The organism is Streptomyces fuscichromogenes, assembly GCF_014645815.1.
In the GTDB taxonomy this organism is placed as follows: Bacteria; Actinomycetota; Actinomycetes; order Streptomycetales; family Streptomycetaceae; genus Streptomyces; species Streptomyces fuscichromogenes.
In genome coordinates this window covers 199,680-218,919 of record NZ_BMML01000008.1, presented here as the reverse complement: position 1 = coordinate 218,919, position 19,240 = coordinate 199,680, and the positions used below count along the sequence as shown (strand labels likewise).

Below are 19,240 nucleotides of genomic sequence, written 5' to 3'. Positions count from 1 at the left end.
CGCCGTTTCACTCACACACCCGGTCACCCGGTTATTCCACGGCGGCCGCCCCTTACCGCGTTAGCCTGGAGCGTCAGACTCCAGCCGGCTCAGTGAGGGGCGCAAGGATCCCGTGCGCATCGCCAGGTTCTCCATCGACGGGAACGTCGCCTTCGGCGCCGTCGAGGGCGACAAGCAGGACGAACTCGTCCTCGACATCATCAAGGGCATTCCGTTCGCGGACTTCGAGCTCTCCGGTACGAAGGTCCCGCTCAGCAAGGTACGCCTGCTCCCGCCGGTGCTCCCCAACAAGGTCGTCGCCTACGGCCGCAACTACGCGGAGCACGCGGAGGAGCTGGGCAACGAGGTCCCGGACGCCCCCTTCGCCTTCTTCAAGCCGTCCACCTCGGTGATCGGCCCCGGCGACGAGATCCAGTACCCGTCCTTCTCCCAGGACCTTCACCACGAGGCCGAACTGGCCGTGGTCATCGGCCGTATGTGCCGCGAGGTCCCCCGCGAACGCGTGGCGGACGTGATCCTCGGGTACACCTGCGCCAACGACGTCACCGCCCGCGATGTCCAGCGGCGCGAGAAGCAGTGGGCCCGGGCCAAGGGCTTCGACACCGCCTGCCCGCTCGGGCCCTGGGTGGAGACGGACCTGGACCTCGCCACCGCGTCCGACCTGACGATCCAGCTCACGGTCAACGGCGAACAGCGCCAGCTCGGCCGGACCAGCGAGATGATCCACTCCATCGCGGACCTGGTCGTCAACATCACCGAGGCCATGACGCTGCTCCCCGGCGACGTCATCCTCACCGGCACCCCGGCAGGGGTCGGCCCCCTCAGCGTCGGCGACGAGGTCGCCGTCACCATCGAAGGCATCGGCACTCTCACCAACAAGGTTGTCAAGCGTGGCTAGCGCACCCGTCCGCGTACGTTTCTGCCCCTCGCCCACCGGTAACCCCCATGTGGGCCTGGTCCGCACCGCCCTGTTCAACTGGGCGTTCGCCCGGCACCACCAGGGCACTCTGGTCTTCCGCATCGAGGACACCGACGCGGCCCGCGACTCCGAGGAGTCGTACCACCAACTGCTCGACGCGATGCGCTGGCTGGGCTTCGACTGGGACGAGGGCCCTGAGGTCGGCGGCCCGCACGCGCCGTACCGCCAGTCGCAGCGGATGGACATCTACCAGGACGTCGCCGCCAAGCTCCTGGACGCCGGTCACGCCTACCACTGCTACTGCTCCCAGGAGGAGCTGGACACCCGCCGCGAGGCCGCCCGCGCCGCCGGCAGGCCGTCCGGCTACGACGGCCACTGCCGCGACCTCGCCCCCGAGCAGGTCGAGGAGTACCGGGCCCAGGGCCGTACGCCCATCGTCCGCTTCCGGATGCCCGACGAGACGATCACCTTCACCGACCTGGTCCGCGGCGAGCTGACCTTCACCGCGGAGAACGTCCCGGACTACGGCATCGTCCGCGCCAACGGCGCCCCGCTGTACACGCTGGTCAACCCGGTCGACGACGCCCTGATGGAGATCACCCACGTCCTGCGCGGCGAGGACCTGCTCTCCTCCACCCCCCGCCAGATCGCCCTGTACAAGGCGCTGACCGAGCTGGGCTTCGCCAAGCAGACCCCCGCCTTCGGCCACCTCCCCTACGTCATGGGCGAGGGCAACAAGAAGCTGTCGAAGCGCGACCCGGAGTCGTCCCTCAACCTCTACCGCGAGCGCGGCTTCCTCCCCGAGGGCCTGCTCAACTACCTCTCCCTGCTGGGCTGGTCGCTCTCCGCCGACCAGGACATCTTCTCGGTCGACGAGATGGTCGCGGCCTTCGACATCGCGGACGTCCAGCCCAACCCGGCCCGCTTCGACCTGAAGAAGTGCGAGGCGATCAACGCCGACCACATCCGCATGCTGGACGTGAAGGACTTCACGGAGCGCTGCGCGCCCTGGCTGAAGGCCCCCTTCGCCCCCTGGGCCCCGGCGGACTTCGACGAGTCCAAGTGGCAGGCGATCGCCCCGCACGCCCAGACCCGCCTGAAGGTCCTCTCGGAGATCACCGACAACGTCGACTTCCTGTTCCTGGCGGAGCCGGTCGTGGACGAGGCCTCCTGGACCAAGGCGATGAAGGAGGGCAGCGACGCCCTCCTGGCCACGGCCCGCGAGAAGCTGGAGTCCGCCGACTGGACCTCCCCGGAGTCCCTGAAGGAGGCCGTCCTGGCCGCCGGCGAGGCGCACGGCCTCAAGCTCGGCAAGGCCCAGGCCCCGGTCCGGGTGGCCGTCACCGGCCGCACGGTCGGCCTGCCGCTCTTCGAGTCCCTGGAGGTCCTGGGCAAGGAGAAGACGCTGGCCCGGATCGACGCGGCACTGGCGAAGCTGGCGGCGTAACGCCGGGACACAGGTGAGGGGCGGCATCCGGAGCACCGGGTGCCGCCCCTCACCCGTTCGCGTCAGACGGCGTCGGCCTCGTCGACCAGGTACGTGAACTCGTCGAAGATCTCCAGGACGACGACGACCACGATGGCGTCCGTGACCACGTACTCCAGCTTCATGCCGGGGGCCACGTATGTCCGGCGCAGGTGCTCGGCGGGCCCGAGCGGCGCGGTCGCCGTCCTGCGGAAGGGGTCACGCGCCAGTATCCGCACGGCCTTGTCCAACTGGGCTCGACGCTCGCCGGGCATACCGTCGTACGCCGCGCGGGCCTCGACGGTGAACTGGACTCGGTGCTCGCTCATGGCGCGAGTGTGCCAGTCTGTGAGGGTGATCAGAGCCGTGGTGTGGGACGTCGACGACACCCTCTTCGACTACACGAGTGCCGACCGCGAGGGCATGCGGGCCCATCTGGCGGCGGAGGGACTGCTGGCCGGCTGGGGGAGCGCGGAGGCGGCGCTGGTGCGGTGGCGGGAGATCACCGACCAGCAGTGGGCGCGGTTCGCGGCGGGTGAGCTCTCCTTCGAGGACCAGCGCCGCGACCGGGTGCGGGTGTTCCTGGCGGCGGAGCTGACCGATGCCGAGGCCGACGACTGGTTCCGCCGTTACCTGACGCACTACGAGGCCGTCTGGACCCTCTTCCCGGACGTCCTGCCCGCCCTGGACGCCCTCGCGGCCGGTTACCGGCACGCCGTGCTCTCCAACTCCAGCCTGCACGTCCAGGACCGCAAGCTGCGCACGCTCGGGGTGTACGAGCGCTTCGAGGCCGTCCTGTGCGCCGCCGAACTGGGCGTCTCCAAGCCCGCGCCCGGTGCCTTCCTGGCGGCCTGCGAGGCCCTGGAACTCGCCCCGCACGAGGTCGCGTACGTCGGCGACCACCCGGAGATCGACGGGCGGGGCGCGGCCGACGCCGGGCTGCTGTCGGTGTGGATCGACCGTCACGGACCGGCCGCCGCACCGGCCGCGGCACCCGTCGGTCCGCACCGGATCGCCTCCCTCGCCGAACTTCCCGCGATCCTCCGCGCCGATACCCGTTTTGGAGCCCCGTCCACCTTCGGGTAATGTTCTTCCTGCGCCGCCGGAGAGCGGGCCGAAAGGCCGGAACCGGAGGCGCACAACTAGAACAAGATCCCCTCGGGGGTTTGCGTTCCAGTGGCCTATGGTGTAATTGGCAGCACGACTGATTCTGGTTCAGTTAGTCTTGGTTCGAGTCCAGGTAGGCCAGCTCGCAGAGCTCATCTGCAAAGCCCCCGTTGTGTAGCGGCCTAGCACGCTGCCCTCTCACGGCAGTAGCGCCGGTTCGAATCCGGTCGGGGGTACGGAGATCATCCACGGATGATCGCTAGGGCCCCCGTTGTGTAGCGGCCTAGCACGCCGCCCTCTCAAGGCGGTAGCGCCGGTTCGAATCCGGTCGGGGGTACGAACTGGTCTAAACCACTTTGGTCTATGGTGTAATTGGCAGCACGACTGATTCTGGTTCAGTTAGTCTTGGTTCGAGTCCAGGTAGACCAGCTCGGATCTGCGGCGGTGCGGTTTTGAACGCTCGCAAGATCCACGCCCCCGTTGTGTAGCGGCCTAGCACGCCGCCCTCTCAAGGCGGTAGCGCCGGTTCGAATCCGGTCGGGGGTACACGCAGAAGGCCCTTCGCTTCGGCGAGGGGCCTTTGTCGTGGCGTACGGCGGCGGGGGCGCGGCCCCCTACTCGAAGCCGTAGCGCCGGGCCGACTCCTCCTCCTGGGCCAGTCGGTGCAGCGCCTGGAGCATCGGCTCCACCAGCACCGCGCTGGCCACCGCGGCCTCCACCTTCTCCTCCTCCGAGGGCTGCGTCTCCAGGAAGTCCAGGTCGGCGACGGCTGCCTGGTGCATCAACCTCGCGCGTGTGACGAGGAGTTCGGCGTCCCAGTCGTAGCCGAGCCGGCGGAACGCGGCCAGCGCGACCACCAGCCGGCGGTACGCGGGCGAGATCGTCGTCAGCTGTCTGGCGTTCTCCCAGCCGAGGGTGTCCAGCAGGGCGTCGGCCTCCCGGTGCGCCGCCCGTACGTACGCGTCGTCCTCGTCCGGCTCCGGCACCTGCGGCAGCGCCCACAGGGCGGCGCCCACCCGGATCGTGCGGCCCAGCGAGTCGTCGTCGACGTGCCCGAGCACCTCACGGACCGTGGCCACGGGGATCCGTCCCACCTGGATCATCGCGCGCACCAGCCGCAGCCGCCGCAGGTGCTCCTCGTCGTACTCCGCGGTCGTGGCGTTGACCTGGCGGCCCGGCGGCAGCAGCCCTTCGCGCAGGTAGTACTTGATCGTCGCGGCGGACACCCCGCTGCGCTCGCTCAACTGGGCAAGCCGCATGTCTTGCGCCCCTCCTTGGTAAGTGCCACTATCCAAACATTGTCAGAAGGATAGTGACGCTATCCGACGGGGTTCCGGGGGTGTCGTTCCTCATGTTCGCCAAACCGATTCGCGGCCGTACGACCGCTGCTCGCGAGGGTGACGCGGTGGTCCTGCTCATCGGCATGCGCGTCAACCGATTCTGGGCGGTCCACCAGTGGGTGCCGGTCATGCTCTCGATGTTCCGCATGCTGAAGGAGCTCGCGCGGGACCCCGGCCGGGGGCTGCTCGGCCACGTCCTGCTGACGGCCTCGCCGCGGACGTACTACGTCGTCCAGTACTGGGAGTCGAAGGAGAAGCTGTACGCGTACGCGAGTTCGCCGGAGATGCTCCACCACGGCATGTGGAGCGTCGTGAACCGCAAGGAGCGGGCGGGGAAGGTCCGCGGCCATGTGGGCCTGTGGCACGAGACGTACGTGGCGCCCGAGGGCGCGTACGAGTCGATCTACTTCGACATGCCTCGCTTCGGGATGGGCGCGGCGAGCGGTGTCGTGCCGGTGGAGAAGCGGGGGCGTTACGCGAAGGACCGGTTCGCCCATCGCTCCGGGAGCGCAACCCCCTAGGGGCGCGGGGAACTGCGCGAACAGCCGCGACGGCGTCGCGGACGGCTGGCGGCCTGTGGTGCCACATCCTGCGCCGTGGGAGCTCCGGTCGGTGGGCGGGTGCGGGCAGCAGATGGCTGGTCGCGCAGTTCCCCGCGCCCCCAGGGGGTTGCACTTCTGTCGGGAGAGGCCTGCCGCGGCGTTGAGGCCGGCCTCTCTCACGGGGGCGTCAGCCCGTGCGGCGCAGGGCCTCCGACAGGCGGGCCGCCGCGTCGATGACCGCCTGCGCGTGCATGCGCCCGGGGTGGCGGGTCAGGCGCTCGATGGGGCCGGAGACGGAGACGGCCGCCACCACGCGGTTGGACGGCCCCCGTACCGGCGCCGACACCGAGGCGACCCCCGGCTCCCGCTCCCCGATGGACTGGGCCCAGCCGCGGCGCCGGACGCCCGAGAGGGCCGTCGCCGTGAAGCGGGCGCCCTGGAGGCCGCGGTGCAGCCGCTCCGGCTCCTCCCAGGCCATCAGGATCTGCGCCGAGGAGCCGGCCTTCATCGTGAGCGTCGAGCCGACCGGGACCGTGTCCCGAAGGCCGGACAGCCGCTCGGCGGCCGCCACGCAGATCCGCATGTCGCCCTGGCGGCGGTACAGCTGCGCGCTCTCTCCGGTGATGTCACGGAGATGCGTGAGCACCGGGCCCGCCGTCGCGAGCAGGCGGTCCTCGCCGGCCGCCGCGGCCAGCTCCGCGAGCCGCGGACCGAGAATGAAACGGCCCTGCATGTCGCGTGCCACCATGCGGTGGTGTTCCAGAGCCACGGCAAGCCGGTGGGCCGTGGGTCGTGCCAGTCCGGTGGCCCCGACCAGACCCGCGAGGGTGGCCGGACCGGACTCCAGAGCGCTGAGGACAAGGGCCGCCTTGTCCAGAACGCCGACGCCGCTACTGTTGTCCATGCAACGATACTCACGTCTCACTCTGTGAAACGCAAGTTCAATTTTCCGTGGAACGCGCCACCCTGGAATCACACAGTGGCCCGCGGACCAACGGGCCCGGCGGCGGACGCCCGGAACCACGACTTCAGGGGCCCGGTACACGGGCAGCCGCTTCCTCAAGATCTCTAGTTGGGCCGGTGCACGTCTGCCGGCCGGAGGGAAAGCGATGGGTAGGACACTCGCGGAGAAGGTCTGGGACGACCACGTCGTCCGGCGCGCCGAGGGCGAGCCCGACCTCCTCTTCATCGATCTGCACCTGCTGCACGAGGTGACCAGCCCGCAGGCCTTCGACGGACTGCGCCAGAACGGCCGCCCGGTGCGCCGCCTCGACCTCACCATCGCGACCGAGGACCACAACACCCCGACCCTCGACATCGACAAGCCCATCGCGGACCCCGTCTCCCGCGCCCAGCTGGAGACGCTGCGCAAGAACTGCGCCGAGTTCGGGGTGCGCCTGCACCCGCTGGGCGACGTCGAGCAGGGCGTCGTGCACGTCGTCGGCCCCCAGCTGGGCCTGACGCAGCCGGGCACGACCGTGGTCTGCGGCGACTCCCACACCTCCACGCACGGCGCCTTCGGCGCGCTGGCGTTCGGTATCGGCACCTCCCAGGTGGAGCACGTGCTGGCCACCCAGACGCTGCCGCTGGCCCGCCCGAAGACCATGGCCATCACGGTCGACGGCGAGCTGCCCGACGGCGTCACCGCCAAGGACCTGATCCTGGCGATCATCGCCAAGATCGGTACCGGCGGCGGCCAGGGCTACATCCTGGAGTACCGCGGCCCGGCCATCGAGAAGCTCTCGATGGAGGCCCGGATGACCATCTGCAACATGTCGATCGAGGCCGGCGCCCGCGCGGGCATGATCGCCCCCGACGAGACCACCTTCGCGTACCTCAAGGGCCGTGCCCACGCCCCCGAGGGCGAGGACTGGGACGCGGCGGTCGCGTACTGGAAGACCCTGAAGACGGACGCGGACGCCGAATTCGACGCCGAGGTCCACATCGACGCCGCCGCGCTCTCCCCGTTCGTCACCTGGGGCACCAACCCGGGGCAGGGCGCGCCGCTTTCGGCGGACGTCCCCGACCCGGCTTCGTACGAAGACGCTTCGGAGCGCCTCGCCGCCGAAAAGGCCCTGGAGTACATGGGGTTGGAGGCCGGCCAGCCGCTGCGCTCGATCAACGTGGACACCGTCTTCGTAGGCTCCTGCACCAACGGCCGGATCGAGGACCTGCGCGCCGCCGCCGACATCCTCAAGGACCGCAAAGTCGCCGACGGCGTACGGATGCTGGTCGTCCCCGGCTCCGCGCGGGTCGGACTGCAGGCCGTCTCCGAGGGTCTGGACGTGGTCTTCAAGGACGCCGGCGCCGAATGGCGGCACGCGGGCTGCTCGATGTGCCTCGGCATGAACCCCGACCAGCTGGCCCCGGGCGAGCGCTCCGCGTCCACCTCGAACCGCAACTTCGAGGGCCGGCAGGGCAAGGGCGGCCGTACCCACCTGGTGTCCCCGCAGGTCGCCGCCGCCACGGCCGTCCTGGGCCACCTGGCCTCCCCGGCCGACCTGTCCGACGCTCGTACGCCCGCTGGAGTCTGATCAGCCATGGAAGCATTCACCACGCACACCGGCCGGGCCGTCCCGCTGCGCCGCTCCAACGTCGACACCGACCAGATCATCCCTGCTCACTGGCTCAAGAAGGTGACCCGGGACGGCTTCGAGGACGGTCTGTTCGAGGCCTGGCGCAAGGACGGGAACTTCATCCTCAACCGCCCCGAGCGGCAGGGTGCGACCGTCCTGGTCGCCGGCCCCGACTTCGGCACCGGCTCCTCCCGTGAGCACGCCGTCTGGGCGCTGCAGAACTACGGCTTCAAGACCGTGATCTCCTCTCGCTTCGCCGACATCTTCCGGGGCAACTCGCTGAAGAACGGCCTGCTCACGGTGGTCCTGGACCAGAAGATCGTGGAAGCGCTCCAGGAGCTCACCGAGAAGGACCCGCAGGCCGAGATCACCGTCGACCTGGAGGCCCGCGAGGTGCGCGCCGAGGGCGTCACCGCCTCCTTCGAGCTGGACGAGAACTCCCGCTGGCGGCTGCTGAACGGCCTGGACGACATCTCCATCACGCTCCGGAACGAGGCCGACATCGCCGCGTACGAGGCCAAGCGTCCGTCGTACAAGCCGCGGACGCTCCAGGTCTGAGCCGGAGCTCGCTTCGGGCGGGAACCGTCACATCTGAATACGGCTGGTTTCAGCCACCGCGACACCCCGCCTGTACCCCCGATCGCCACGATTGGGGGTACAGCCATGTCTGCACCCGAACGGGCGCTCGCGTTGTCGCAGGTCTTGCCAACTTCCCACGTTAGGGCGGATGTTGTCGGGGTACGTGAGTGCTGTGTCCGTGGCTTCCGCAAGTGCTCGGAAGGCCATTTGAGGCGGCAGTTGCACTCTGCGCAGGCGACAACTCGCCCCAGATGGCACAATCTGTGCATGGAACACGACGGCCAACTCCAGCTCTATGCGGCGGTCGCGGGCCAACTCAAGGAAGCGCACACAAAAGTGCGTGCACTGCAAGTCCCGGAGGGCGTACGGATGGCGCTGACCCGGAAGCTGCTGGTCATTACGGCCGCGGCCAAACACGACGTGGCCGACGCGGCGCGGCGGCTCGAACGGTTCAACGCGGACCTCGACGGGGGCCGATTCCCCGAAGAAGAACGCTGACCGGACCGTCCGAGACGACCGAGTCCGTTGCGGCACAAGGGTGATAAGCCCGTTTCGTGTTTGATTTGCGGTATATATCTGCCTAACGTGCGAAAAAGCTTGAACACATTCGTTCTGGCGATGTCTCCGAAGGGGAAGACGTGAACAAGGCGCAGCTCGTAGAAGCGATTGCCGACAAGATGGGCGGCCGTCAGCAGGCCGCCGAGGCTGTCGACCATGTCCTGGACGCCATCGTCCGCGCGGTCGTCGCGGGTGAGCGGGTCTCGGTCACCGGCTTCGGGTCCTTCGAGAAGGTGGACCGCCCCGCCCGCTACGCCCGCAACCCCCAGACGGGCGAGCGGGTTCGGGTCAAGAAGACCTCCGTGCCGCGCTTCCGTGCCGGTCAGGGCTTCAAGGACCTGGTGAGCGGCTCGAAGAAGCTGCCGCGCGGCGGTGAGGTCGCGGTCAAGAAGGCGCCCAAGGGCAGCCTGACCGGCGGCGCTTCGGCGACGGTCAAGAAGGCGGCGGCGAAGAAGACCACCGCCAAGAAGACGACGGCGGTGGCGAAGAAGGCCACGGCGAAGAAGACGGTGGCCAAGAAGACCACGGCCACCGCGAAGAAGACCACGGCGGCGGCGAAGAAGACCGCCGCCAAGAAGACCACGGCGACGGCGAAGAAGACCGCCGCCAAGAAGGCGCCGGCCAAGAAGGTCACCGCCAAGAAGGCGCCGGCCAAGAAGTCGACGGCGCGGAAGGCTGTCGCCAAGAAGACCGCGGCTCGCTGACGCGGGCAGCGTCGGGGTACTCACGCGACGGGCCGGATTCCCTTGGGGAGTCCGGCCCGCGGTGTGTTCGAAGGGTGGGTCGTGTTTCGGGTGTGGGTCGGTGGGGCTTCTCGCGCAGTTCCCCGCGCCCCTGGGTCGGCTTCGCCTCAGAACGTCTGAAGAGTCACCAGGGTGACGCAGAGGTCGTCTCCGCTTCCCTCGGTCTCGATCCGTACCCTCTGCCCCGGCCTGAGCAGGCGCAGTCCGCCCGCCTCGAAAGCCGCCCCGTCGAACGGCACGGGCGTCCCGTCGTCCAGCAGCACCTGGCCGCTGTGCGTCTTTGGGTCGTACGTGTATGCGGTCGCCTGCATGAGCGCAGCCTACTGGTCCGGGATCAGCAGGCGCGCCGCCACCGCGGCCGTGCGGGGGCCCACGCCCAGTGCCAGGGCCGCGCGCAGGTCGGCACCGGTGTCCACGTCCTGGCGTACCGAGTCCACGCCCACCAGCCGCAACTCCTCGGCGCCCGAGGCGGCGTGCCGGGCGCGGGAATCCGGGCCGAATGCGGGCGCCAATTCATGACCGGGGGCCGCCGCCAGCAGGGTGGTGCCGATTGCCGCCGCGTCCGGGAGAAAAGCGCGCGGGAATTCCGCGGCCGCATCGAGCACCCGGGCCAATTCCAGCGGGCGGACCGCCGGCAGGTCGGCGTTCAGGGCCGCCACCGGGCTTTCCGGACGTGCTGCCCGGACGGCTGCCGCACCGGCCCGCAGCGCCGCGTTCAGGCCGCTTCCCGGCGGGTCGGGGACGATGCGCGCGCCCAGCGCCGACAGTTCGCGTCCGGCCAGCGTGTCGTCCGTGACGACCGCCACATCCTTCACGGCCTGGCAGGCCAGCGCCGCGGCGACGGTGTCCTGGGCGAAGGCGAGCGCCAGTGACGGACGCAGGCCGTCCGCCGCGGTGTCCGCAAGCCTGCTCTTGGCCCGAGCCAGCGGCTTGAGGGGGATGACCAGGGTCCACTGCACAGTCGTACCGTCCCTCCCTTGTTGCCTCATTGTCACCCGGGCTCACGGGGTGGTCGCGATGCCGAGGCGTACGGTGTTCTCGACAGACCGGCGGGCCGGGGCCGCACTTCTTCCCGATCCCTGACCGGGAAGAAGTCCTAGAGGAAGGTGTCCGCGTGCCCCGCCGGAGAATCGGCTTCTGGTATCGCCTCGCAGCGGTGATCGCCAAACCGCCGCTGGTGGTTCTGATCAAGCGGGACTGGCGCGGAATGGAGAACATTCCGGCCGAGGGTGGATTTATCACCGCGGTGAACCACAATTCCCATGTCGACCCCTTCGCCTACGCCCACTATCAGTACAACAGCGGCCGTGTTCCGCGATTCCTGGCGAAGAGCGGGCTTTTCAAGAAGGGATTCGTCGGCGCCGTGATGCGCGGCACCGGTCAGATCCCCGTCTACCGCGAGTCCACCGACGCGCTCAGCGCCTTCCGGGCCGCGATCGACGCCGTGGAGCGCGGCGAGTGCGTCGCGTTCTACCCCGAGGGAACGATCACCCGCGACCCGGACCAGTGGCCCATGACCGCCAAGACCGGTGCCGCCCGGGTCGCCCTGCAGACCAGGTGCCCGGTGATCCCGGTCGCGCAGTGGGGCGCCAACGAACTGCTCCCGCCGTACGCGAAGAAGCCCAACCTGCTGCCCCGCAAGACGCACCACGTGCTCGCGGGCCCGCCGGTCGATCTCACCCGCTTCTACGACGAGGAGATGACCCAGGACGTCCTCAAGGAGGCGACCGAGGTCATCATGGCGGCCATCACCCGCCAGCTCGAGGAGATCCGCGGCGAGAAGGCTCCCGAGAGGCCCTACGATCCACGCCAGGTGCGGATCGAGCAGCGGCGCCGGACGCGTGCGCAGAGCGGTCTGGAAGAGGAGAGCGGCAAGTGAGCAAGCCTGCCAAGGCGGCGGTCTTCAGCGCGGGTTCGTGGGGTACGGCCTTCGGGATGGTGCTCGCCGACGCGGGGTGCGAGGTCACCCTGTGGGCGCGGCGTGCGGAGGTGGCGGAGGCGATCAACTCCGGGCGTACCAACCCCGACTACCTGCCGGGCGTGGAACTCCCCGAGAACCTGCGGGCCACGACCGACCCCGCCGAGGCGGCCGCCGGCGCCGACTTCACGTTTCTGTCGGTGCCGTCCCAGACCATGCGGGCCAACCTCGCCGAGTGGACGCCGCTGCTCGCCCCCGAGACGGTCCTCGTGTCCCTCATGAAGGGTGTCGAACTCGGCACCACCATGCGGATGAGCGAGGTCATCGAGGACGTCACCAAGGTCGGCGTGGACCGGGTCGCCGTCGTCACCGGCCCCAACCTGGCCCGGGAGATCGCGGCCCGCATGCCGGCCGCCGCCGTGGTCGCGTGCACCGACGAGACGGTCGCCCGGCGGCTCCAGGCGGCCTGCCACACGCCGTACTTCCGGCCGTACACCGAGACCGACGTGGTCGGGTGCGAGCTGGGCGGCGCGGTGAAGAACGTCATCGGCCTCGCCGTGGGCATCGCCGACGGCATGGGGCTCGGCGACAACGCCAAGGGTTCGCTCATCACGCGCGGTCTCGCGGAGACCGCGCGGCTCGGCATCGCCCTCGGCGCCGACCCGCTGACCTTCTCGGGGCTCGCCGGGCTCGGCGACCTGGTGGCCACCTGTTCCTCCCCGCTCTCCCGCAACCACACCTTCGGCACCAACCTCGGCAAGGGCATGACCCTGGAGGAGACCATCGCGGTCACCCGGCAGACCGCCGAGGGCGTCAAGTCCTGCGAGTCGGTGGCCGATCTGGCCCGCCGGCACGGCGTGGAGATGCCGATCACCGAGACGGTCGTGGACATCGTGCACGAGGGCAAGCCACCGGTGGTCGCGCTCAAGGAGCTGATGTCGCGCAGCGCGAAGCCCGAGCGACGCTGAGCGAACGCCCCGAATTCCTGCTCGTCCGCTCCGGGGTGCCACAGCCGGTGCCGCGGGCGCGACCGTGCTCGGACCTTCGGGCCTCCGCGTGCTCGCGCCCTCGGCACCGGCGCGCCCCTTCGGCTCACTCGCGCCCCGCCGACGCTGTCTCGGGGCCCTACCACCGGGTACTCTCAACCCGATATGAGCACCGAGAACCTCCCCCAGAGCCCTGAGCAGCCCGCTCGCAAGCCGCGCGTGGCCGTCGTGTTCGGCGGCCGCAGCTCCGAGCACGGGATCTCCACGGTCACCGCCGGAGCCGTCCTGAACGCCATCGACCGGACGAAGTACGACGTCCTGCCGATCGGCATCACCCGGGAAGGCCGCTGGGTGCTCACGGCCGACGAACCCGAGCGCATGGCCATCACCGAGCGCCGGACGCCGGAGGTCGGCGATCTCGCCGAGTCCAGCGAGGGCGGCGTGGTCCTCCCCGTCGACCCGGCCAACCGCGAGGTCGTCTACAGCGAGCCCGGCTCGGTGCCCAAGGCGCTCGGCGAGGTCGACGTGGTCTTCCCGATGCTGCACGGCCCGTTCGGCGAGGACGGCACCCTCCAGGGCCTCCTGGAGCTCTCCGGCGTCCCCTACGTCGGCTCGGGCGTGCTCGCCTCGGCCGTCGGCCAGGACAAGGAGTACATGAAGCGGGTGTTCACCTCGTTCGGGCTCAGGGTCGGCCCGTACCTGGTGATCCGCCCCCGCGAGTGGAAGCAGGGCGAGTCCGCCGCCCGCAAGAGGATCGTCGACTTCGCCGGTGAGCACGGCTGGCCGCTGTTCGTGAAGCCCGCGCGCGCGGGCTCGTCGATCGGCATCACCAAGGTCGACGACCTCTCCGGCCTGGACGAGGCGATCGCCGAGGCCCAGTCCCACGACCCGAAGATCCTGGTCGAGGCGGCCGTGCGCGGCCGTGAGATCGAGGTCGGCGTCCTGGAGTTCGAGGAGGGCCCGCGCGCCTCGGTCCCGGCCGAGATCCCACCGCCCTCGGAGCACGCGTACTACGACTTCGAGGCCAAGTACATCGACTCCACCCCCGGCATCGTCCCGGCCCCCCTCACCCCCGAGGAGACCGCCGAGGTCCAGAAGCTCGCGGTGGACGCCTTCGAGGCCGCGTCCTGCGAGGGTCTGGTCCGCGCCGACTTCTTCCTCGCCGAGAACGGCGAGTTCGTCATCAACGAGATCAACACGATGCCGGGCTTCACCCCGATCTCGATGTACCCCCAGATGTGGCAGGCGACCGGCGTCACCTACCCCGACCTCATCGACCGCCTGATCCAGGCAGCCCTGAACCGTTCGACGGGCCTGCGCTGACGCGCCCCCTTGGGGGCGCGGGGAACTGCGCGAGCAACCACCGACGACCCGCGGCCGAATAGGCGAGCAATACGCCGTCAGCCGACTGCGGCGCCGTCGTGGCTGGTCGCGCGGTTCCCCGCGCCGCTGACGGGGCGCTGCCCAGCCCCGGGCGGCCTTCGCCTAGTCGGCAATCCCCTCAGGCACCGCCTTCTTGATGGCAGGCGCCAAGCTCACCAACGGCGCCATGCCGTCCCCGGTCCGCCCCGCCGGAATCGTCACCTCGACATACGCCTTCCGCAACGTCGTCGTGAACCGGAACGAGTTGTCGGTCCGCTGCTCCAGCAGCCACCCCACCCCGTTCACCTCGACCCCGTCGGCCTCCGGATCGGCCATCTTCGCAGGCCGCTCGACACCGCAGCGCAGTATGATCGCCGGGTCCCCCCAGCCGGCGGTCAGCGCGGACGAGGGCTCGGGGTCACGGCGCGTGAGCCCGTCGACCTTCTTCGGCAGCACCCCGTCCAGGTGGTCGCACAGCTTCGCAACCGCCCCGCCCGGACTGGGAACCGCCGCCGACGGGGCGTCGTCTGCTGATGAGCAGCCCACTGCCGCGGCGATCATCAGCGCGGCGAGCGCGGGCACACCGAATGGCCGGTGACGGAAGAAGTTCACCGGCCAAGCCTAGACGGGGGCTACAGATGGACGACCGGGCAGGTCAGGGTGCGGGTGATGCCTTCCACCTGCTGGACTCTCGCGACCACCAGCCGGCCGAGTTCGTCGACGGTCTCCGCTTGCGCGCGCACGATGACGTCGTACGGTCCTGTCACATCCTCGGCCTGGATGACTCCGGGGATCTTGCTGATCGTCTCGGCGACGGTCGACGCTTTGCCGACCTCCGTCTGGATCAGGATGTACGCCTGTACCACGGAACCTCCAGGGCGGCCACGAGGATCATGTGGGGAAAAGGAACGCCACGGTATCGCGTCGCCGCTCACCGCGGGGAGACCTGCGCGGACAGGGGCTTGCGCGCCAGGGTGCAGGCACGACACAAGTTGACGGTCACCTCGACCGTATCCAGGACGACGGTGACGCGCGAGCGGGCCCGGCACGGCAGAGAAGGGGCGTAAGGGCAATGAAGGGCACTGTTGGTGAGCTGGGGGAGTTCGGGCTCATCAGGGAGCTCACCTCCCGTCTCACCACCACTCCGGCGGTCCGGGTCGGTCCCGGCGACGACGCCGCGGTGGTCGCCGCGCCCGACCGCCGGGTGGTGGCGAGCACCGACATCCTGCTGGAGGGCCGGCACTTCCGCCGGGACTGGTCCACGGCCTACGACGTGGGCCGCAAGGCGGCCGCGCAGAACCTCGCGGACATCGCCGCGATGGGGGCCGTGCCGACCGCGCTGCTGCTCGGCCTGGTGGTGCCCGCCGAACTGCCGGTGACCTGGCCCAGCGAGCTGATGGACGGCCTGCGCGACGAGTGCCAGGTGGCCGGTGCCTCGGTGGTCGGCGGTGACGTGGTCCGCGGCGACACGATCATGGTGTCGATCACCGCGCTCGGCGATCTGCGCAACCAGGAGCCGGTCACCCGGGCCGGCGCCCAGCCCGGCGACCTGATCGCCGTCACGGGCTGGCTGGGCTGGTCCGCGGCCGGCTACGCGGTGCTCTCCCGCGGCTTCCGCTCGCCGCGCGCGTTCGTGGAGGCGCACCGCCGCCCCGAGCCGCCGTACCACGCGGGCCCGGCCGCCGCCGCCCTCGGCGCGACCGCGATGTGCGACGTGAGCGACGGGCTGATCGCCGACCTCGGGCACATCGCCGAGGCCAGCAAGGTCCGTATCGACATCCGCTCCGGCGCGATCGACATCCCGACCCAGATGAACGACATCGGCCAGGCCGTCGGCGTCGATCCCATGCAGTGGGTGCTGACCGGCGGTGAGGACCACGCGATCGTGGCCACCTTCCCGCCCGACGTGAAGCTGCCCGCCCGCTGGAAGGTCATCGGCGAGGTCCTGAACCCCTCCGCGCTGCCCCAGGTGACGGTCGACGGAGCGCCCTGGACCAGCAAGGGCGGCTGGGACCACTTCGGGGACATCGAGACATGAGCCTGCCGCGCGTACTGACGGTCGCGGGCTCCGACTCGGGCGGCGGGGCCGGGATCCAGGCCGACCTGAAGACGATGCTCGCGCTCGGCGTGCACGGCATGAGCGTGGTGACGGCCGTCACCGCGCAGAACTCCGTGGGTGTGCAGGGCACTTGGGAGCTGCCGGTGGCGGCGGTCCGTGCCCAGTACCGGAGCGTGGTCGACGACATCGGGGTCGACGCGGTGAAGACCGGGATGCTCGCCTCGGCGGAACTCGTCGAGACGGTCGCGGAACTGGTCGCCGGGACCCGAGCCCCCGTGGTCGTCGACCCGGTCGGGATCTCCAAGCACGGTGACCCGCTCCTCGCCGCCTCCGCCCTGGACTCGGTCCGCACCAGACTGCTCCCGGTCGCCACCGTGGCCACCCCCAACCTCGACGAGGTGGCCCGGCTCACCGGCGTGCGCGTCGAGTCGGAGGCGGACCTGCGGCGGGCCGCGGCGGCCGTGCTGTCGTACGGGCCGGCGTGGGCGCTGATCAAGGGCGGGCACCTGCCCGGCGAGGCCGTGGACCTGCTCACCGACGGCTCCGCGGAGTACTGGCTGCGCGCCCCCCGGCACGACAACCGGCACACCCACGGCACCGGCTGCACCCTCGCGTCCGCGATCGCGGCGCGGCTCGCGCGGGGGGAGTCCGTGCCGGAGGCGGTGGCGGCGGCCAAGGAGTACGTCACCGGGGCGATCGCGGCCGGGTTCGCGCTCGGCGCCGGGATCGGGCCCGTGGGCCATGGCTGGGCCCTCGGGGCGCCGGTCAGAAGGGATACCCCCGCAGCTTGATGTCAGTCGGTGGCCGCCGGGGTCCAGCGGGGTGCCGTCGGCGGTGCGCACGTCCAGGGGCCCGGAATTCGGGGCAAGGCAAAAAGCCGGTCCACCCAGGGGTGGACCGGCTCAGTGCAGCGAACCAGCTGTGGCCGCGCGCTCAGCGACAGTGCGTCAGCGCGAGACCTTGCCGGCCTTGATGCACGAGGTGCAAGCGTTCACGCGCTTCGGCGTCCCGCCGACCACGGTACGCACACGCTGGATGTTCGGGTTCCAGCGGCGAGACGTACGGCGGTGCGAGTGCGAGATGTTGTTGCCGAAGCCCGGCCCCTTGCCGCAGACGTCGCAGTTGGCAGCCACGGGTCACTCCAAAGACTTCAGATGCACTTACGGTTGGATCCCGGCTTGCCGGGATCCAGATCCTAGGAATCTGGGATCTTGAGTGGCGTTGCCAGGGGAATGGCCCGATCAGATCGGGCAACCGGAGCAGCATACAACGGCTGCGTCCGTTAGACGAAACTAGCATGGCAGCTCAGGGGCCCGCCCCCGGCCCTCTTCCGGCGGACACCCTTCCGGGGTCTACGCTGCGTCCACGTCCGGCCAGCTCAAGGAGGCGCAGGTGGCGCAGGTGCCGCAGACATTCCTCGATGCTCTCGCGGTACGCACCTGGTGCGGACTGTCGCTCGGCGCGCTCGGCCGGGCGCGCGAGGAGATCGACGCGATCAACGTCTACCCGGTGGCCGACGGCGACACCGGCACGAACCTCTACATGACGGTGGAGTCGGCCGCGGGGGCCGTGGAGGCCGTCTTCGCCGGCTACGAGCTGGGTGAGGAGGTGCCGACCCTGGCCGACGCCGTCCGCGCGATGGCGCACGGCGCCCTCATAGGCGCGCGCGGCAACTCCGGCACGATCCTGGCGCAGCTCCTGCGGGGCATGGCGCACGTCCTCACCGAGGGTGACGCGACTCATATCGACGCCGACGCGCTGCGGCTCGCCCTGCGGCACGCCGCCGACGCCGCCCGCCAGGCCGTCGCCCACCCCGTGGAGGGCACGGTGCTGTCGGTCGCGGCGGCCGCGGCGGACGCCGCCGACGCGGCCGAGGGCGACTGCGGGGCGGTCGCGCGGGCCGCCTACGAGGGTGCGTGCAAGGCGCTCGCGGCGACCCCGGGACAACTGGCCGCGCTGGAGCGGGCCGGGGTGGTGGACGCCGGCGGGCGGGGACTGGTCGCGGTGCTCGGGGCACTGGTGGAGGTGTTCACCGGGGAGACCCCGACGGCTTTCGACCTGTACGTCGGCGGGCCGGGCCAGGCCGGGCACGCGCGCGTGGACGCCGTTTCCGACGCCCGCGCCGAGAACTGCGCCGAGCTCGCCGGCGGGCCCGCCTTCGAGGTCATCTACCTCCTGGAGGCCGGGGACACCGCCGTGGACCGGCTGCGGACCCGGCTCGACGCGCTCGGCGACTCCCTGGTGGTGGTCGGCGGCGACGGCCTGTGGAACGTCCATGTGCACGTCGACGACGCCGGTGCCGCCGTGGAGGCGGGGATCGAGGCCGGGCGGCCCTACCGGATCCGGATCACGCACTTCCGCGCCGGGGACGTGCACACCGGCGGGGAGCGGCCGCCGCGCGAGCGGGTGCAGCGGGCCGTGGTGGCCGTGGTGCCGGGGGAGGGACTGGCCGGGCTGTACACCGAGGCCGGCGCGACCACCGTGCTCGCCCGCCCAGGGGAGCCGCCCGCCAGCGGGGAACTGGTGGACGCCGTCCGCCGCGCCCACGCGCGCGAGGTGGTGCTGCTGCCCAACGACGCCGACCTGCGGCACACCGCGGCCGCGGCGGCCGAGCAGGTCCGCGCCGAGGGCATCCGGGTCGCCCTCATCCCGACCCGCTCGGCGGTCCAGGGCATCTCCGCGCTCGCGGTGCACCAGCCGGACCGCCGCTTCGACGAGGACGTCGTGCAGATGACCTCGGCGGCCGGCGCCACCCGCTACGCCGAGGTCGTGGTCGCCGAGCGGCAGTCCTGGACCATGGCCGGCATCTGCCAGGCAGGCGACGTGCTGGGCCTGATAGACGGCGACGTGGCGGTGATCGGCTCGGACGTGACCGCCACCGCCGAGACCGTCCTGGACCGCATGCTCCAGGCCGGCGGCGAGATGGTCACCCTCGTCCTCGGCGACGAGGCCCCCGACGGCGTCGCCGACCGCCTGGAGGCCCGCGTGCGCGAGTCGTACCTCGCCGTCGACACGGTGGTCTACCGGGGCGGCCGGCAAGGGGCTCCGCTCCTCATCGGCGTCGAGTGAGCCCCGCTCCCGGCCTC

General features: G+C 70.7%; 22 protein-coding genes and 5 tRNA genes. 19 read left to right on the top strand and 8 right to left on the bottom strand.

Annotated elements, in window-relative coordinates:
- The first annotated feature begins 112 nt into the window (after positions 1-112).
- Both IEZ11_RS19665 and gltX read left to right on the top strand, forming a co-directional pair.
- Positions 113-898, top strand: coding sequence for a fumarylacetoacetate hydrolase family protein (locus tag IEZ11_RS19665; RefSeq protein ID WP_189264097.1), 786 nt, complete (start codon positions 113-115; stop codon positions 896-898).
- The gene (gene gltX / locus IEZ11_RS19660; protein ID WP_189264096.1) at positions 882-2,366 is read left to right on the top strand and encodes a glutamate--tRNA ligase; all 1,485 of its coding nucleotides are present in this window, start codon (positions 882-884) and stop codon (positions 2,364-2,366) included. Before IEZ11_RS19665 ends, gltX begins: the two co-directional genes overlap by 17 nt.
- A 62-nt stretch (positions 2,367-2,428) precedes the next feature.
- Here the strand turns inward: gltX and IEZ11_RS19655 are convergent, their stop codons facing one another.
- Positions 2,429-2,713 carry a hypothetical protein gene (locus IEZ11_RS19655; RefSeq protein ID WP_189264095.1) on the bottom strand — a complete coding sequence of 95 codons (285 nt, stop codon included), beginning with the start codon at positions 2,711-2,713 and terminating at the stop codon, positions 2,429-2,431.
- 25 nt (positions 2,714-2,738) lie between these two features.
- Here IEZ11_RS19655 and IEZ11_RS19650 point away from each other — a divergent pair, with 25 nt between their 5' ends.
- The 6 genes from IEZ11_RS19650 to IEZ11_RS19625 all read left to right on the top strand — a co-directional run bounded on the left by IEZ11_RS19650 (position 2,739) and on the right by IEZ11_RS19625 (position 4,037).
- Positions 2,739-3,470, top strand: coding sequence for an HAD family hydrolase (locus IEZ11_RS19650; protein ID WP_229713184.1), 732 nt, complete (start codon positions 2,739-2,741; stop codon positions 3,468-3,470).
- Between the two features lie 91 nt (positions 3,471-3,561).
- Positions 3,562-3,633, top strand: a tRNA-Gln gene (locus IEZ11_RS19645).
- Positions 3,634-3,654: 21 nt separating this feature from the next.
- A tRNA-Glu gene (locus IEZ11_RS19640) sits at positions 3,655-3,727 on the top strand.
- Between the two features lie 28 nt (positions 3,728-3,755).
- Positions 3,756-3,828: transfer RNA gene (locus IEZ11_RS19635), tRNA-Glu, on the top strand.
- Between the two features lie 20 nt (positions 3,829-3,848).
- Positions 3,849-3,920: transfer RNA gene (locus tag IEZ11_RS19630), tRNA-Gln, on the top strand.
- 44 nt (positions 3,921-3,964) lie between these two features.
- Positions 3,965-4,037 (top strand) — tRNA-Glu (locus IEZ11_RS19625).
- 68 nt (positions 4,038-4,105) lie between these two features.
- Here the strand turns inward: IEZ11_RS19625 and IEZ11_RS19620 are convergent.
- The gene (locus tag IEZ11_RS19620) at positions 4,106-4,750 is read right to left on the bottom strand and encodes a MerR family transcriptional regulator (RefSeq protein WP_189264093.1); all 645 of its coding nucleotides are present in this window, start codon (positions 4,748-4,750) and stop codon (positions 4,106-4,108) included.
- Positions 4,751-4,842: 92 nt separating this feature from the next.
- Here IEZ11_RS19620 and IEZ11_RS19615 point away from each other — a divergent pair, with 92 nt between their 5' ends.
- Positions 4,843-5,352, top strand: coding sequence for a DUF4188 domain-containing protein (locus IEZ11_RS19615; protein WP_189264092.1), 510 nt, complete (start codon positions 4,843-4,845; stop codon positions 5,350-5,352).
- A gap of 208 nt (positions 5,353-5,560) precedes the next feature.
- Here the strand turns inward: IEZ11_RS19615 and ndgR are convergent, their stop codons facing one another.
- Positions 5,561-6,277: an IclR family transcriptional regulator NdgR gene (gene ndgR, locus IEZ11_RS19610; RefSeq protein WP_089098541.1), complete on the bottom strand. Its 717-nt coding sequence runs from the start codon at positions 6,275-6,277 to the stop codon at positions 5,561-5,563.
- 205 nt (positions 6,278-6,482) lie between these two features.
- Between ndgR and leuC the strand changes: the two genes are divergently transcribed.
- The 4 genes from leuC to IEZ11_RS19590 all read left to right on the top strand — a co-directional run bounded on the left by leuC (position 6,483) and on the right by IEZ11_RS19590 (position 9,790).
- The gene (gene leuC / locus IEZ11_RS19605) at positions 6,483-7,907 is read left to right on the top strand and encodes a 3-isopropylmalate dehydratase large subunit (RefSeq protein WP_189264091.1); all 1,425 of its coding nucleotides are present in this window, start codon (positions 6,483-6,485) and stop codon (positions 7,905-7,907) included.
- Between the two features lie 6 nt (positions 7,908-7,913).
- Positions 7,914-8,507, top strand: coding sequence for a 3-isopropylmalate dehydratase small subunit (gene leuD, locus IEZ11_RS19600; protein WP_189264090.1), 594 nt, complete (start codon positions 7,914-7,916; stop codon positions 8,505-8,507).
- A gap of 288 nt (positions 8,508-8,795) precedes the next feature.
- Positions 8,796-9,026 carry an SCO5555 family protein gene (locus IEZ11_RS19595; protein ID WP_189264089.1) on the top strand — a complete coding sequence of 77 codons (231 nt, stop codon included), beginning with the start codon at positions 8,796-8,798 and terminating at the stop codon, positions 9,024-9,026.
- Positions 9,027-9,166: 140 nt separating this feature from the next.
- Entirely contained in the window at positions 9,167-9,790 is a 624-nt protein-coding gene (locus IEZ11_RS19590) for an HU family DNA-binding protein (protein WP_189264088.1), read from the top strand.
- Between the two features lie 146 nt (positions 9,791-9,936).
- On the opposite strand, the gene IEZ11_RS19585 is transcribed toward IEZ11_RS19590, so the two are convergent.
- Together IEZ11_RS19585 and cofC are read right to left on the bottom strand one after the other, a co-directional pair.
- On the bottom strand, positions 9,937-10,140 hold the full coding sequence (locus IEZ11_RS19585) for a hypothetical protein (RefSeq protein WP_189264087.1): 204 nt from the start codon (positions 10,138-10,140) through the stop codon (positions 9,937-9,939).
- Between the two features lie 9 nt (positions 10,141-10,149).
- Positions 10,150-10,788 carry a 2-phospho-L-lactate guanylyltransferase gene (gene cofC, locus IEZ11_RS19580; RefSeq protein WP_189264086.1) on the bottom strand — a complete coding sequence of 213 codons (639 nt, stop codon included), beginning with the start codon at positions 10,786-10,788 and terminating at the stop codon, positions 10,150-10,152.
- A gap of 155 nt (positions 10,789-10,943) precedes the next feature.
- On the opposite strand from cofC, the gene IEZ11_RS19575 reads away from it, so the two are divergent.
- The 3 genes from IEZ11_RS19575 to IEZ11_RS19565 all read left to right on the top strand — a co-directional run bounded on the left by IEZ11_RS19575 (position 10,944) and on the right by IEZ11_RS19565 (position 14,056).
- Entirely contained in the window at positions 10,944-11,708 is a 765-nt protein-coding gene (locus IEZ11_RS19575) for a lysophospholipid acyltransferase family protein (RefSeq protein ID WP_189264085.1), read from the top strand.
- The gene (locus IEZ11_RS19570; protein ID WP_189264084.1) at positions 11,705-12,715 is read left to right on the top strand and encodes an NAD(P)H-dependent glycerol-3-phosphate dehydrogenase; all 1,011 of its coding nucleotides are present in this window, start codon (positions 11,705-11,707) and stop codon (positions 12,713-12,715) included. The genes IEZ11_RS19575 and IEZ11_RS19570 overlap by 4 nt, the downstream gene beginning before the upstream one ends.
- Before the next feature lie 183 nt (positions 12,716-12,898).
- Positions 12,899-14,056 (top strand): D-alanine--D-alanine ligase family protein, encoded by a 1,158-nt coding sequence (locus IEZ11_RS19565; protein WP_189264083.1) that lies wholly within the window; start codon positions 12,899-12,901, stop codon positions 14,054-14,056.
- 162 nt (positions 14,057-14,218) lie between these two features.
- Here the strand turns inward: IEZ11_RS19565 and IEZ11_RS19560 are convergent, their stop codons facing one another.
- Both IEZ11_RS19560 and IEZ11_RS19555 read right to left on the bottom strand, forming a co-directional pair.
- Complete coding sequence (locus IEZ11_RS19560; RefSeq protein WP_189264082.1) at positions 14,219-14,707, bottom strand: DUF3515 domain-containing protein; 489 nt, start codon at positions 14,705-14,707, stop codon at positions 14,219-14,221.
- 20 nt (positions 14,708-14,727) lie between these two features.
- Positions 14,728-14,961, bottom strand: a complete 234-nt coding sequence (locus tag IEZ11_RS19555) for an Lrp/AsnC family transcriptional regulator (RefSeq protein WP_189264081.1) — start codon at positions 14,959-14,961, stop codon at positions 14,728-14,730.
- Positions 14,962-15,167: 206 nt separating this feature from the next.
- Between IEZ11_RS19555 and IEZ11_RS19550 the strand changes: the two genes are divergently transcribed.
- Together IEZ11_RS19550 and thiD are read left to right on the top strand one after the other, a co-directional pair.
- Positions 15,168-16,133, top strand: a complete 966-nt coding sequence (locus IEZ11_RS19550) for a thiamine-phosphate kinase (RefSeq protein ID WP_189264080.1) — start codon at positions 15,168-15,170, stop codon at positions 16,131-16,133.
- Entirely contained in the window at positions 16,130-16,945 is an 816-nt protein-coding gene (thiD, locus tag IEZ11_RS19545) for a bifunctional hydroxymethylpyrimidine kinase/phosphomethylpyrimidine kinase (protein ID WP_189264079.1), read from the top strand. The genes IEZ11_RS19550 and thiD overlap by 4 nt, the downstream gene beginning before the upstream one ends.
- A gap of 156 nt (positions 16,946-17,101) precedes the next feature.
- On the opposite strand, the gene rpmB is transcribed toward thiD, so the two are convergent.
- On the bottom strand, positions 17,102-17,287 hold the full coding sequence (rpmB, locus tag IEZ11_RS19540) for a 50S ribosomal protein L28 (RefSeq protein WP_003993230.1): 186 nt from the start codon (positions 17,285-17,287) through the stop codon (positions 17,102-17,104).
- Between the two features lie 259 nt (positions 17,288-17,546).
- On the opposite strand from rpmB, the gene fakA reads away from it, so the two are divergent.
- Positions 17,547-19,223 (top strand): DAK2 domain-containing protein, encoded by a 1,677-nt coding sequence (gene fakA / locus IEZ11_RS19535; RefSeq protein WP_189264078.1) that lies wholly within the window; start codon positions 17,547-17,549, stop codon positions 19,221-19,223.
- The last annotated feature ends 17 nt before the right edge of the window (positions 19,224-19,240 follow it).